Genomic DNA, 13,855 nt, shown 5'->3' with positions numbered 1-13,855 from the left:
GTTAAACCTGAAGCGTTATGAAACACACATTTTTTATTTCACTTCTTTTGTTGTTTGGCACTACTATTCACGCACAAACTATAGATTGGGCTGCACCAATCGGTGGGCACTATACAGACCGTGCCTTGTCGGTTATTATAGATGCTCAGGGCAACAAATACATAGGTGGTCACTTTAACGATACAGTAGATTTTGACTTAGGTGCAGGTCCTGCTTTCAAGGATTGTACACCCGATGCACTTGGCAGAGGAAATGCTTTTGTGCTCAAACTGGATGCTACCGATAATTTTGTGAAGGTGCTCACATTTGGCAACCCGTTAGATCCGCGCTACATAGGTGTTACCAGTATGAAAAAAGATGCTTCCGGCAATTTGTTTTTGCTAGGATATTTCAATACTACCGTAGATTTTGACCCCGATACGGCTGTTACGCATGAGGTAGTTCCCATAAGCACCAGCGATATTTTTTTAGTGAAGTTAGATGCCAATGAAAATTTTTTGTGGGCAAAGAATTGGGCTGACAACTTCCCCGAAGGATCTAATAATGGCGGTGATGAAGAAGGACCCGCAATGACTATTGATGCCTCAGGGAACGTATGTATTGCCGGTAGATATAAGGAAACGGTTGATTTTGATCCGGATACCAGTGAATATGAATTGACTTCAATGGGACAACGAGGGTATGTGTTGAAGTTTGATAACAACGGCAATTTTCTTTGGGTAAAAAGTATTGATGCCGATACCGTAGGAGGCGCTTTGGTTTTCCCGCGTTCTATTGCATCAGATGCATCAGGTAATCTGTATGTTTCCGGAGATTTTATAGGAGCTGTTGACTTTGACCCGGATACTGTTTCGGCTTATACACTTACCGACAGTATTCAGAAGGGCTTTCTGCTGAAACTATCGGCAAACGGTAGTTTTCAATGGGCAAAACAGATGGGCGGGGTTGGCGCTAGTGCAATAAGCACGTATAATTTTGTCAATGCCGTAGCGGTAGATGGGGCATCCAATGTTTTGGTAGCCGGTAGCTTTATGGGTACAGTTAGTATGGGTTCTACCACTTTAATTTCAAAAGGCTATTCCGATATTTTTATTTCCAAACTCGATGCATCGGGCAACTATTTGTGGGCAAAAAGTATAGGTAACACTTGGGACGGTGAGCGAGCCACCCGAATGACAATTGATGCAGCAAACAATGTGTATATAGCGGGAACTTACAAAGGTGGAATAGATTTTGACCCGGGTGCGTATGTAAAAAACATCACATCTGTTGGAGCCTTAGATGCATTCTTGTTAAAGCTCAACACCAATGGTACGTTTAATTGGGTTAAGAGCTTTGGTGGATCGGACAATACTGAGCGAATCTACAGTGTGGCAGTAAAAGACAACAGCATATACACCGTTGGTAGGTTCATGACACAAATAAACTGCGACAATGATGGCAGCTATTACATCAACGCAAGTTATATAGGCTCCGGCACCGAACGGTTTGATGGGTGGGTTGCTAAAATTAACCAAGGCGTTACCGGAATTAACGAAAACGTAAGTGAATTTTACTTTACTATTTATCCCAACCCTACCTCCAATGAATTTATTGTTGATTTATCGGCTTCTAATCAAACCAATATACAGGCTGCACTTTTTGATATTAACGGTAGAAAAATTCGTGCGATTGCCTTAGACACGCCTATAACTAAAGTAGATGTTAGCAGCCTTCACAAAGGACTATATTTCTTACAACTACAAGGAAACGACAACATTAGCATGATGAAATTATTGGTGGAATAGTAGAAAAACTGCTGTTCAAAACATTCTAAAAAAAAGACACAACTCTTGTAAATTAAGTTTTTAGAAAGCAAAATGTATGTGCTGCTAAACCTTTAAAGTGGGTGCGCCTTTGCATGAAATTAGCAGGCTTGTATTCTGTTTCCTATTTTGCAGCGCACATGCGTATTTATTTTGCATCGGATTTACATTTAGGAACACCCAACAGCACTGCCAGCCGCCAGCGCGAACTGCTGTTTATTCAATGGTTAGAAATGGCTGCTGCCGATGCTACCGAAATTTTTTTGGTAGGCGACCTCTTTGATTTTTGGCACGAATACCAAACCGTTGTACCTAAAGGTTTTGTTCGATTACAGGGCAAAATTGCCGCCCTTTGCGACAGCGGCATTCCTGTTCATATTTTTACCGGCAATCACGATTTATGGATGAGCGGTTACCTGCAAGAAGAATTGGGAGCTACCGTTTACTACCAAGCTATAGAAAGAGCGTTTAACGGCAAAACTTTCTTAATTGGGCATGGCGATGGTTTGGGTCCCGGAGATGCCGGATTTAAACGCATGAAGAAACTCTTTACACATCCATTGGCACAATGGGCGTTCCGGTGGTTGCATCCCGATATTGGCATGAAGCTAGGCAGTTACTTTTCTCGAAAAAGCCGCTACAAAAATGGCGAAGCCACCAAAGAAATTTTTTTGGGCGAAGAGCGTGAATGGCTAGTACAATACTGCAAGAGAAAACTCACACAGCAGCACTACGATTATTTTGTGTTTGGTCATCGCCACTTACCCATCCACCTTCCGGTAGGCGAAAACAGTATTTACATAAACTTGGGCGATTGGATTCACCACAATACTTATGCTGTATTTGACGGCAACACTACCGAACTCAAACATTTTAATCCATGAAATACCTCTCGCTGTTTTTACTCTTTTTTACATGGCAACTACAAGCTCAAACACCAAGCAGTTACACGCTGGTGAGCAGCATAGAAACCGATGCCTCGCTGGCAGCTACCGATAAGTTTGGCAATTGCTATTTAGCTTCGGCCAATAAATTATTAAAGTACACTCCCGATGGCAAGCTACTGTCTCCTTACGAGGAGTTTAGATATGGAAACATAGGCAGCATTGATGTTACTAATCCGCTTAAAATTGTGGTATTCTTTCCGGGAGTAATGAAAGCGGTAGTACTCGATCGCTTTCTTGCGCCTTTGGTTACCTACGATTTTTTACAACTGGGTTACCCAGCCGTAACAGCCGTTTGCAGCTCTACCGATGGTAGAATTTGGTTCTATGATATGGCAACCTTAAAGTTGAAAAAAATTGATGAAACAGGTTTTATTCTTCGCGAAAGCCAAAGTTTAAACAATGTACTTTCTACCATTCCGCTTCCTAATTTTTTGCAAGAATACAACAATATGGTTTTTATGAACGACAGCACCCAAGGCATTCTTGTTTTCGACTTTTTCGGCAGCTACCAAAAAACAATTCCCATACAGGGATTAAAAAAATTCCAACTGCACGAACAAAATATAATCTATGCCAACGAACAAAAACTAATGGCATACAACACACAATCGCTTTCTACCGCTGCACTTACGCTGCCCGAAGACAATTTTTTGCAAGCAGCCATCAACAAAAACATACTGCTTATCCTAAAAAACGGCAAAGCGCTTTTTTATTCGTTCTAAAGATACCGGGCTTTGCAAGTGCCATAAAATCTATTGCCAAGTTGCCTGTGTTTCTCAAAATTTTTCACAGCAAAGGACTAATTGTTGCAATAAAAATTTATGTAGGTTTGAAGCATGATAAACAAAGTAGTTAGCGGGGCAGACGATGCCATAAAAGATATACAAGACAACGCAGTAATTATGCTGGGCGGCTTTGGGTTATGCGGCATTCCCGAAAACAGCATTGCAGCATTGGTACGCAAAGGCGTAAAAGGGCTAACCTGTATTTCTAACAATGCCGGAGTAGATGGCTTTGGAATTGGCTTACTGCTGCAAACCCGCCAGGTAAGGAAAATGATTTCGAGCTATGTAGGCGAAAATGCCGAGTTTGAAAGGCAACTATTGAGCGGAGAACTAGAAGTAGAACTGGTGCCACAAGGCACATTGGCCACCCGCTGTATGATGACCGGTTATGGCATTCCTGCATTTTATACTCCGGCAGGTGTGGGCACCGAAGTAGCCCAAGGAAAAGAAACACGCCAGTTTGGCGGTAAAGAATACTTAATGGAAACCGCTTTTGAAAGCGATTTTGCCATAGTAAAAGCATGGAAAGGCGATACTGCCGGAAACTTAATTTACCGCGGCACCGCCCGCAATTTTAATCCGCTTATGGCAATGGCCGGTAAAATTACCATTGCAGAAGTAGAAGAATTGGTGCCCGTTGGCGAACTCGACCCTAACGAAATACACACACCCGGCATTTACGTAAACAGAATTTTTAAAGGCGAACAATACGAAAAAAGAATCGAACAACGCACGGTGAGAAAATAAATGCAAAAGCCCATAAAAGTTATTACTGCCAACCCGCCAACCATTGCCGAATACTGGCGCGAAATGAAAAAATATCGCAGCCTTATTTGGGTTTTTGCATGGCAAGAAGTTAAAGTACAATACGCCCAAACAAAGTTTGGATTGCTATGGGCAATACTACGGCCACTATTTGTGCTGCTTCTTTTTACTGTGCTCTTCAAGTATTTATTGAAAGTAGAAACCACTTCGCCCTACCACCTTTTTGCCTTTGCCGGAATGATTGCTTGGAACTACTTTCAACAAATAGTAACCCTTGCTTCTTCTTCTATAGTGCAGCGCCAAAACCTAATTCGCAAAATGTACTTCCCCAAGCTTATTTTGCCGCTCGCAAAAGTTGTGGTGGCATCGGTAGAAGCCGGAGTTTCGCTCCTAATACTCATGCTGTTTATGCTGCTAAGCCCCGAAGTATGGAGTATAAATTTTTTACTGCTGCCATTGTTTATTCTACTAACTGCTGTAAGCGGTTTGGCAATTGCGCTTTGGATGAATGCTCTTAATGCAAAGTTTCGCGATTTAAACCAAATTGTACCCACCGTAATTGGCGTGGGAATATGGTTTACACCTGTGTTTTTTCCTACCACCATTATACCGCCACAATTCAATATTTTTTTATACCTGAATCCAATGGCAGGCATTATTAAAGGCTATCGGTTTGCGCTACTGGGTGAAGCATTTCCGGAATGGCAGTTTTGGATTTCCATTTCTTTTGTTGCCATACTATGTGCTATTGGCGCTTGGTATTTAACTCAGGTTGAAGACGATATTGTAGATTACGCCTAAGCCTAAAAAAACAGAACAAGGCTGCTCTATTGAATTTGCTTGCTAATTTTGCCAGCCTTTCACACAACTGTTTTTGAATGAAAAAATTTTTGCCGCATCTTATCGTAATTCTAGTACTTGGAGGCATTGCCGCATTTTACCTGTGGAACGAAGACGAAAGCACCATCAACAAACGCGAAGCTGCATTTAAAGTTGCCAACGCTGCTTCTATTACAAAAATAGTGTTGAACGATGAGCAAAAACACACCATAACTTTAGAAAAAAAGAAAAACGGTTGGATGGTAAACAACCGCTTTAATGCACGCCCCGATCTTATAGAAACCCTGTTAAACATTCTTTCAAAACAAGAATCGCAAGCGCCCGTGGGCAAAGCAGCCTACGAAAACGTATTGCGCGAAATGCTTGCAAAAAGTATTCAGGTGCAAGTATTTACCGGAGGCGCTTCGCCCAAAAAGATTTTTTATGTAGGCGGCAGCACACTCGATGGACAAGGCACTTACATGATTTTAGATGTGAATGGAAAACTTGCATCGCGACCACATATTGTACGCGTACCCGGCATAAGAGGCTACCTTACACCAGCCTTTGAAATGAAAGAAGAAACCTGGCGCGACCGCAAAATTTTTGGTACATCGCCACAAAACATTGCATCAATTTCTGTTCAATATCCGGCATCGCCCATGCAATCGTTTTCTATTGCTGCTGTTGCCGATTCGTTTGTGCTCTACAATGCAAATGGTGAAACAGAAGCAGCCAACCAATCGCTTTTATACAGCTACTGCGCCATGTACGAAAGCATTTATTTTGAAGCATTCGACAACGAAAATCAAGAACGCGAATCTACACTGAAAGAAACACCATTTTCTATTCTTACGCTAAAAGACAAAACCGGAAACGCCACCGAAGTAAAACTATACTATATGCCTATAAATAGGCGCAGCAAGCGCTTATTCGATGAGCACGGCAACGATATTTTAGCCGATGTAGATAGATTTTTTGCACTTGCTAATGGAAAAGATTTTGCCATTGCACAAGTATATGTTTTTGGAAAATTATTGCGGAAGTATCAAGACTTTTTTCCGCCACAAAAGTAAGCATTAAAAAGGCTGTGCCGTTACGCGCGATACCAGCACACTATTATCTACCGAAATACCCAGTAAGGTATTTGCCTTGCCTTTGTTGATGGCAATTTCTAAATAGCCCGCACTGTTAAACATTGCCACCAAATCGCCTTCGGTTACGCTCTTATAGTACAGCGAAATTTCTTTAATACGCACTTGGCTAATGGCAATCTCGAAATTGCTTTTCTCTACATATTCATAAAAGGTATTCTTATCAATATTGGTAACGGCATTTCCAAAATGATCAATAGCTATTACAGCACCTTTTAAACCACTATTGGTAATGGCAGGTGGTGCTAAGTTTTTGCGTTTAAAATCCGAATATGCTTCTGCAATAAGATTGAGTGGTTTACCTGCTGCTATGTGGCTTACAAGCAGCGACACACTTTCGGCAAAAAAGAAATCTGAACGCTTCATAAATTCATTCTTCAACACATATACTTCTTCGGAAAATTCCTTGGGCAGCAATGCCAGCAAGCCATTATCGAATGCTATAAAAAATTGCTGGCGATACTTTGCAAGCAAAATTTTGGCTTTAGAAAATCCCGGACTTACATGCACCACGTGTATGGTGCCATCGGGAAAGTAACTATGTGCTTCGCGTATATTGTATGCCGCCTGCCGAATATCGAATGGCTTTATATTGCAATTTACATCTACCAACGGCACATTACCACACGCCTTTATTATTGCGCCTTTCAGCGCAGCCAAATAATAGTCGCTTGTTCCTAAATCGCTCGTAATGGTAATAACAGACATGTTGCTGCCGTTCTTATTTATGAAGTCTGCTTTCTGCAACAAATAAATTTTTTCTTTTCGAGCACAGCAAAAGGCTTTAGTGGATAAAGGTGTGGATTAAAAACTATTGTGTACATAGTGTTTCGCCAAAAAATGGTTTTACATTCGGCTAAACTAAACGCTCATTACATTGACTGAACTTACACTACAAATAGAAGGGATTGACCCCATAGATTTTTTTGGCGTAAACAATGCTAAGTTTAACTTCATAAAAAAATCTTTCCCAACCATTAGAATGGTTAGTAGAGGCAACAGTATTAAAGCAGAAGGCACCGAAGAAGAGCTTCAAAATTTCAAAGAAAAAATATCGCAAATGATAGCCTCTATTGAGCGCTACGGCAAGCTAAACGAAGAAAGCATAGAAAAGATTATGCAATCTGAAGGAGCCGCCATAAACACCAGTGCCACCAAAGAACAAAACAATGTTATTGTATATGGCAACAATGGTTTAATAGTGCGCGCCCGCACCGAAAACCAAAGAATAATGGTGAAAGAAAGCGAAAAGAACGATGTGCTTTTTGCCATTGGCCCTGCCGGTACCGGAAAAACATATACAGCCGTAGCACTTGCTGTAAGAGCGCTCAAAGAAAAAAGCGTGAAGAAAATTATACTCACCCGCCCTGCCGTAGAAGCCGGAGAAAACCTTGGTTTTTTACCGGGTGATTTAAAAGAAAAAATTGACCCCTATTTGCGCCCGCTGTACGATGCTTTGGAAGATATGATTCCGGCAGATAAGTTGAAGTACTACATGGAAAATAGAATTATTGAAGTGGCGCCACTTGCCTTTATGCGCGGCAGAACACTCGACCATGCTTTTATTCTATTAGATGAAGCCCAAAACTGTACCAACCCGCAATTAAAAATGTTTTTAACGCGTATTGGAGCCAGCAGTAAGTGTATTATTACTGGCGACCCAACGCAAATAGATTTGCCTAAAACACAACACAGCGGCCTGCATACTGCCACCAAAATTCTTCGCCAAATAGAAGGCATTGCTTTTATTAGACTTAATGAAGAAGATGTGGTACGCCACCGCTTGGTAAAAGAAATTATTAAAGCCTACGACCAACTAAACGACCACAAAAAAGAAGCAGACGAAATATTGAAAAACTTGGAAGAGTAGTGCTGCAAAACTCTTCGTTTTGTCACCATTGTAAGTATTAAACAATACGCCTTTTGTTGGTTTAAAAGTTGGCCGCCATGCAAAAAAAACCATCATGAAAGTTACAGACTACAACAAAACCCCCATCAACAACATTAAAGATTGGGAGGAAAAATTTTTTAAAGGCACCCAAAAAGAACAGCATTGGAAAAAGGGGCGAAGTGCCTATTCTTTGGCCGAATTTGTGATGAACAACAATGGTGCAGCTACAATTACAGCTATAGTATCAAAGATAATTGGAAAGAATGTTGTTCTAGAAAAAGCAATACCTGAATGGGAAGTTCGGTTTGATGAATTTGGACACGGTCGCGAACACGATTTAGGGATTTGGGGCAAAGTTGAAGCAACAAACGAAACTCTTTTTATCGGCCTAGAAGCCAAAGTTGATGAGCGCTTTGGCGACAGAGTTTCTGATGCATTTATAGTGGCAAAAACGAAACAACTAAATGACATTTCCACCAATGCACCGCAACGAATTGAGAAATTATTACAAAGAAATTTTAAGCCGCTAAAAGCTACACATTGGAATTTACGCTATCAATTCCTTTATGCTACTGTTGGAACAACTAGTGAGAGTGCAGACATATCTGTTTTGCTAGTTATTGTATTCAAAACCGATAGTTACGATGAACAAATAGGGAAAGAGAACTACAAAGATTATGGCAAATTTCTAAACGCCATTAAAGCCGAAAAAATTTGGGGTGATAAAGATATTGAAGCACATAAAATAAGCGTTGATAACAAAACTCTCTATTCAATTTATGTTTCAATAAAACACGAAACCAGCTAAACAATGCCCACATATAATGCTTCTGCTTTGTTTGAAAAAAATTTGACTCCAAAACAACCAATGGAAAACACCTGTAATTGGTAAAAAGTAAAAAACTCGCGCAGCTACAAATGAGCAAAATATGAGTTACAGAATGTCATTATGGTCAATCTTCTACATTTATGATAACTGCAGGAAAGTTCAAGTATAGCACACTGTAAGTCTAGTTCTAACAGCCGTTGCAAATCTTTTATTCTTCGCAGTTTTTAAGCAATACTTCTCATATTGCAATATCTATTTGTTTAATTGGGTTACATTGTGCTTTATGCTTCAAACAGCCGAAAAAAACAAACTGCTATGGTTGCAGCTTGTTTTAGGCACTTTGTTTTTGCTTCAACCAATTATTCTACCTGTAAGGCCGGATAGTATCAATCAGTTTATTCTATCGAGAGAAATTCTAAAAAATATTTTTGCGAATGTTTTAATCCTTTCCTTTTTCTACTTCAACTACTTTTTTCTTATACCTCGTTTCTATCTTGCTAAAAAGCATCTACGTTACTTCCTTGTGGTGTTTGCTTGCCTTATCGGCATTTTATTTCTCTCCAATGTATTTGCATCTCAACTATCGTCCGCGCCACCACACCAAAGCGGCAACCGCCCTCCGGCAATGCACCATAATCCTATGCCTCCTTTTGAGTTTAACAACGGGCATCCAATGCAACAGTCGCCACTTACTCGTGCGCAATTTTTCTTTACTGAAAATGATCAAATCTTTTTCCTTTTTGCCTCCATTGTTCTTTTCTCGTTGCTGTTACAGATAAGCCATCGCTATTACAAAACAGAAAACGCTAAGCAAGAAGCCGAAATCAACTACTTGTTGGCACAAATAAATCCACACTTTTTGTTTAACGCACTCAACAGTATTTACACCCTTAGCATAAAAGAAAATGCTCAAAATGCATCAACAGCTTTATTAAAACTATCGGGTTTAATGCGCTATGTAATTACAGAAACCAACCGAAACAGCATTCCATTAGAAAAAGAAATTGCATGCCTTAATGATTTTATAGATTTACAAAAACTGCGCTTAACCAGCAACGTACAGTTATCTTATGTAGTTTCGGGCAACACTTCGCACAAACAAATTGCGCCCATGTTGCTTATTCCATTTGTTGAAAATGCCTTTAAGCACGGAGTAAATCCCGATGACAATTCCGAAATACAAATTAAAATAGACATTACCGAAGATGCCTTAACTATGGACATACACAACAATAAAGTTGTTGTAAATAATGATACCATTGGTAAGTCCGGCTTAGGTATTGCAAACGCAAAAAACCGTTTGAATTTACTTTATCCAAACAAACACAACTTGCACATTTCAGAAACCGACCATTCTTTTGATGTAACGCTCAAACTCCTCTTCTAATGCTTAAAGCCATTGCTATAGATGACGAACCTCTGCCACTGGAATTGTTGCAAACATTCTGCGCACAAACAGATTTAATTTCGTTGGAAAAAACTTTTAGTAAAGTAGGCGATGCTCAAAAATACCTCCGTAATTTTTCTGTCGATTTATTGTTTTTAGATATTCAAATGCCTAAGCTTTCCGGTATAGATTTATACAAATCGCTAGAGCAGGAATTGATGGTAATTTTTACTACCGCACACAGCCAATATGCTATTGAGGGCTTTAACCTAAACGCCATAGACTATCTACTAAAACCTTTCTCTTACGAACGCTTTTTGGTTGCCGTAAACAAAGCAAACGACTTTAATAACTACCAACTTAATAAAGAAACCACCGACATTCAAAACATTTATGTTCGTTCAGAATACAGCCTACACAAAATTCCCATTGCTAGTATTTTGCTTATCGAATCTTTTGCAGATTATCTAAACATCTATTTGAGCGAAAAAGAGAAAATAACTACGCGCATGTCGCTCAAGAGTATAATTGAAAAGCTTCCGCAAAAAGAATTTATGCGAGTGCATCGCTCTTTTATTGTAGCGCTAAAACACATTAAAAAGGTTCATAGACATACGTTGTTTATAGCCAATAGAGAAATACCAATAGGCACCAACTATAAAGAAGATTTTGCACTGCGTTTTCTTCCAAAATAAATACTTCGCAGAAAAGCAGCCATTCTTCGCACTTATGCAACTTCTTGCTGCCTGCAAAATATCTTCGTTGAAATTCAATTAAAATTTAGTACCAAACATGCTATTATTTCTAAACCTTGTTAGGAGCAAAGGTTTCGCAGCCTCCTTGCTCTTACTGTTCGCTGTAAAATTTGCAAGCGGACAAACGGCTGTAAAAGTTACCTTTTTCAACCAAACGGAGCAAAACTATTTGATTGACTCCTCCGGAAAAATTTGGTTCGACAGCAACAACTTAATCATCAACACCACCAATGTTGCTGCGCAAACCACCATTCCGATTGCAGATATTAGAAAAATCACTTTTGATGGCGATGGCACTACAACAGGAATAAACAAGGTTACTGCCAACAATGAAGCCATTAGTATTTTACCTAATCCTGCCAGCAACTATTTTAAAATAGAATCTTCCGGTGGTAAAAATTTAGATGTTCGCATTTACAACACCAATGGCGCACAAGTAGCCCGCGGCACTTACGCCAGCGGCAACCAAGTAGATATTTCTTATTTAACCACAGGCATTTATGTGGTAGTTATCAATAAACAATCATTTAAACTAATGAAACAATGAGAAAAGCACTCCTGTTTTTACCTCTTATATTTACCCTAGTGGCAATAAAAGGTAAGGCGCAAAACGTCTTGCGCGTTCACAATAGCAACAACCTTATTTACCAGCAGCAAGTTGACAATATAGATAGTTTAAAACTGGCAAACAGCAACTCATCTTTCTATCCAAACACCGGAATGTTTGAATTGCCTATTGTAGGAATCGACAGTATAACATTCACTAATAATGTTGATTCTGAAATTTACATTATCTATCACGGTTCGCAAGCAACCATCATCAATCCATTTTCTGCTGCCGGAGTAACCATTACAGACAGTGCGGGGCATGTAACGGCTACATCTACTTATTCAACCGCCAATTTAAAGTACAACATTTTAGGAACAACCGCCAATGGCTCTTTGAAATTAACCAGTGCACAATCTGTTAGGTTAATTATGAGCCATGCCTCCATTACCAATCCGGGAGGTGCAGCCATAGCATTACTTGGCTCTACCGTAAGTGAAATGTTTTTATCTGCAGGAACCATAAATACACTTAACGATTCAACTACCGCATCAACAAATGGTGCTTTGTATGCAACAGGCAATTTAACCATTGCGGGAAGCGGAACGCTAAATGTAAATGGTTACAAAAAACACGCCATTGCAGTAGATGATACTCTAATTGTTGAATCCGGCATTTTAAATATTGCTCAAGCAGCTTCTGATGGTATTCACGTAAATGATTACATACAAAATGGCGGTACCATTACCATTACACCAATAGGCGATGGCGTTGATGCTTCCAAAACCATTGAACTAAATAATGGCAACTTAACTATTGTTGCCGCCTCAAAAGATATCAAAGGATTAAAAGCAACAACCGCTACCATAAATAACGGCACCACCAACATTACCGTTTCGGGAGAACAATCAAAAGCCATAAAAACAAGCAATAGCACCACTATTAACGGAGGTGAAATATCCTTAACCGCTTCGGGAACCGTAGTATTAGAAGCATCTGGTAGCGGGTACGACCCTTCCTACTGCACGGGAATAAAAAGCGATGTAGATGTAATTATCAACGGAGGCGATTTAACCATACAATGCCCAGCATCCAATGCTGGCGGAAAAGGAATTTCGGCCGATAGAAACATTGTTGTAAATGGTGGAAATATCAACATATCTACTGCCGGAAACGGAGCCACCTACACCAACGAAAATGCAATTACCGATAGTTATGGAGCCACCTGCATTAGTGCCGATACAGGCATTTCATTATTAGCCGGAAAAATTGTTTGCTCCAGCTCCGGCACTGCCGGAAAAGGAGTTTCTTCAGACGGAACAATTACTATTGGAAACCAAGGCGCAAACGATACTTTACTAAACCTAAGCGTAACCACTTCCGGAAACAGATTTTTGGTTTCAGGCTCTGGCCAAAATGCCGATTATGCCAATCCAAAAGCAATTAAAGCCGATGGAAACCTAACCGTTAACAGCGGCATTATTAACGCTAACTGTACACAAAGCACCGAAGGTGGCGAAGGCTTAGAAAGCAAAGACAGCTTATTCGTTAAAGGTGGGCAAATTACTGCAACAACCTATGACGATTGCATCAATGCCGCAACACACATTGAAGTTTCCGGAGGCACACACTCCTTAACCGCACGCGGCAACGATGGCTTAGATTGCAACGGCACTCTTGTTGTTTCAGGTGGATTAACTATTTCAAAAGGAGCCGGAGGGCCCGAAGAAGGATTCGACTGCGACAACAATACCTTTAAAGTGTTGGGCGGCACAATGGTTGGTACCGGAGGAAATACCAGCAACCCCACCACAAACGTATCCACTCAAAATTCACTTAAACTTTCAATTACACCTAACCAAAATATCTGCATTAAAAACGCAGCCAATCAGGTTGTGCTAATTTATGCCCTTCCAACACTCTCAGGTGGCGGTGGTGGCGGAGGTAACAACAAGATTGTAATGCTGTTTAGCGACCCTGCCTTTGTGAATGGAACTTACACTATTCAATATGGCGGCACAATAAGCGGTGGCGCAAACTTTAACGGTTACTACACCGGAGCTACCTATTCGGGCGGCTCAAGCCAAACATTTACCGTAAGTTCCAAATATACTACTGTAAACCTATAGCCATTAATTGTGTAAAACAAAACTTACAAGTAGCGCTCTCTT

Annotated in this window: 13 protein-coding genes; 12 read left to right on the top strand and 1 reads right to left on the bottom strand. The window is 40.3% G+C overall.

The window, feature by feature from the left end; translation table 11 throughout:
- Window positions 1-17: 17 nt before the first annotated feature.
- The 6 genes from KF872_09295 (at window position 18) to KF872_09270 (ending at window position 6,197) form a co-directional block, all read left to right on the top strand.
- Window positions 18-1,787, top strand: coding sequence for a T9SS type A sorting domain-containing protein (locus KF872_09295; GenBank protein ID MBX2903739.1), 1,770 nt, complete (start codon window positions 18-20; stop codon window positions 1,785-1,787).
- A 158-nt stretch (window positions 1,788-1,945) separates the two neighbouring features.
- Window positions 1,946-2,689 carry a UDP-2,3-diacylglucosamine diphosphatase gene (locus tag KF872_09290; protein MBX2903738.1) on the top strand — a complete coding sequence of 248 codons (744 nt, stop codon included), beginning with the start codon at window positions 1,946-1,948 and terminating at the stop codon, window positions 2,687-2,689.
- Entirely contained in the window at window positions 2,686-3,474 is a 789-nt protein-coding gene (locus tag KF872_09285; protein MBX2903737.1) for a hypothetical protein, read from the top strand. The genes KF872_09290 and KF872_09285 overlap by 4 nt, the downstream gene beginning before the upstream one ends.
- Window positions 3,475-3,591: 117 nt before the next feature.
- Window positions 3,592-4,284, top strand: coding sequence for a CoA transferase subunit A (locus KF872_09280; GenBank protein MBX2903736.1), 693 nt, complete (start codon window positions 3,592-3,594; stop codon window positions 4,282-4,284).
- Window positions 4,285-5,103, top strand: a complete 819-nt coding sequence (locus KF872_09275; GenBank protein ID MBX2903735.1) for an ABC transporter permease — start codon at window positions 4,285-4,287, stop codon at window positions 5,101-5,103.
- 77 nt (window positions 5,104-5,180) lie between these two features.
- Window positions 5,181-6,197 carry a hypothetical protein gene (locus tag KF872_09270; GenBank protein ID MBX2903734.1) on the top strand — a complete coding sequence of 339 codons (1,017 nt, stop codon included), beginning with the start codon at window positions 5,181-5,183 and terminating at the stop codon, window positions 6,195-6,197.
- A gap of 3 nt (window positions 6,198-6,200) precedes the next feature.
- Here the strand turns inward: KF872_09270 and KF872_09265 are convergent, their stop codons facing one another.
- Window positions 6,201-6,983, bottom strand: a complete 783-nt coding sequence (locus KF872_09265) for an SAM-dependent chlorinase/fluorinase (GenBank protein MBX2903733.1) — start codon at window positions 6,981-6,983, stop codon at window positions 6,201-6,203.
- 169 nt (window positions 6,984-7,152) lie between these two features.
- Between KF872_09265 and KF872_09260 the strand changes: the two genes are divergently transcribed.
- The 6 genes from KF872_09260 (at window position 7,153) to KF872_09235 (ending at window position 13,813) form a co-directional block, all read left to right on the top strand.
- A complete protein-coding gene (locus KF872_09260; GenBank protein MBX2903732.1) occupies window positions 7,153-8,145 on the top strand; it encodes a PhoH family protein in 993 nt (330 codons plus the stop codon).
- A 94-nt stretch (window positions 8,146-8,239) separates the two neighbouring features.
- Window positions 8,240-8,974 carry a hypothetical protein gene (locus KF872_09255; GenBank protein ID MBX2903731.1) on the top strand — a complete coding sequence of 245 codons (735 nt, stop codon included), beginning with the start codon at window positions 8,240-8,242 and terminating at the stop codon, window positions 8,972-8,974.
- Between the two features lie 304 nt (window positions 8,975-9,278).
- Window positions 9,279-10,382, top strand: a complete 1,104-nt coding sequence (locus KF872_09250) for a histidine kinase (GenBank protein ID MBX2903730.1) — start codon at window positions 9,279-9,281, stop codon at window positions 10,380-10,382.
- Window positions 10,382-11,077 (top strand): response regulator transcription factor, encoded by a 696-nt coding sequence (locus KF872_09245; protein ID MBX2903729.1) that lies wholly within the window; start codon window positions 10,382-10,384, stop codon window positions 11,075-11,077. Before KF872_09250 ends, KF872_09245 begins: the two co-directional genes overlap by 1 nt.
- 97 nt (window positions 11,078-11,174) lie before the next feature.
- The gene (locus KF872_09240; protein ID MBX2903728.1) at window positions 11,175-11,684 is read left to right on the top strand and encodes a T9SS type A sorting domain-containing protein; all 510 of its coding nucleotides are present in this window, start codon (window positions 11,175-11,177) and stop codon (window positions 11,682-11,684) included.
- Window positions 11,681-13,813 carry a carbohydrate-binding domain-containing protein gene (locus KF872_09235; GenBank protein MBX2903727.1) on the top strand — a complete coding sequence of 711 codons (2,133 nt, stop codon included), beginning with the start codon at window positions 11,681-11,683 and terminating at the stop codon, window positions 13,811-13,813. Before KF872_09240 ends, KF872_09235 begins: the two co-directional genes overlap by 4 nt.
- Window positions 13,814-13,855 lie beyond the last annotated feature (42 nt).

The sequence above is a fragment of the Chitinophagales bacterium genome (assembly GCA_019638515.1).
GTDB lineage: Bacteria > Bacteroidota > Bacteroidia > Chitinophagales > LD1 > UBA7692.
Note: the sequence above shows the minus strand (reverse complement) of the source record. Positions and strands in the feature narration are given on the sequence as shown.

What these genes read in the sequence shown, in the direction of transcription:
- KF872_09295 (MBX2903739.1), top strand. Translation starts at nt 18, where the DNA reads ATGAAACACACATTTTTTATTTCACTTCTTTTGTTGTTTGGCACTACT.
- KF872_09290 (MBX2903738.1), top strand. Translation starts at nt 1,946, where the DNA reads ATGCGTATTTATTTTGCATCGGATTTACATTTAGGAACACCCAACAGC.
- KF872_09285 (MBX2903737.1), top strand. Translation starts at nt 2,686, where the DNA reads ATGAAATACCTCTCGCTGTTTTTACTCTTTTTTACATGGCAACTACAA.
- KF872_09275 (MBX2903735.1), top strand. Translation starts at nt 4,285, where the DNA reads ATGCAAAAGCCCATAAAAGTTATTACTGCCAACCCGCCAACCATTGCC.
- KF872_09270 (MBX2903734.1), top strand. Translation starts at nt 5,181, where the DNA reads ATGAAAAAATTTTTGCCGCATCTTATCGTAATTCTAGTACTTGGAGGC.
- KF872_09265 (MBX2903733.1), bottom strand. Translation starts at nt 6,983, where the DNA reads ATGTCTGTTATTACCATTACGAGCGATTTAGGAACAAGCGACTATTAT.
- KF872_09255 (MBX2903731.1), top strand. Translation starts at nt 8,240, where the DNA reads ATGAAAGTTACAGACTACAACAAAACCCCCATCAACAACATTAAAGAT.
- KF872_09250 (MBX2903730.1), top strand. Translation starts at nt 9,279, where the DNA reads ATGCTTCAAACAGCCGAAAAAAACAAACTGCTATGGTTGCAGCTTGTT.
- KF872_09245 (MBX2903729.1), top strand. Translation starts at nt 10,382, where the DNA reads ATGCTTAAAGCCATTGCTATAGATGACGAACCTCTGCCACTGGAATTG.
- KF872_09240 (MBX2903728.1), top strand. Translation starts at nt 11,175, where the DNA reads ATGCTATTATTTCTAAACCTTGTTAGGAGCAAAGGTTTCGCAGCCTCC.
- KF872_09235 (MBX2903727.1), top strand. Translation starts at nt 11,681, where the DNA reads ATGAGAAAAGCACTCCTGTTTTTACCTCTTATATTTACCCTAGTGGCA.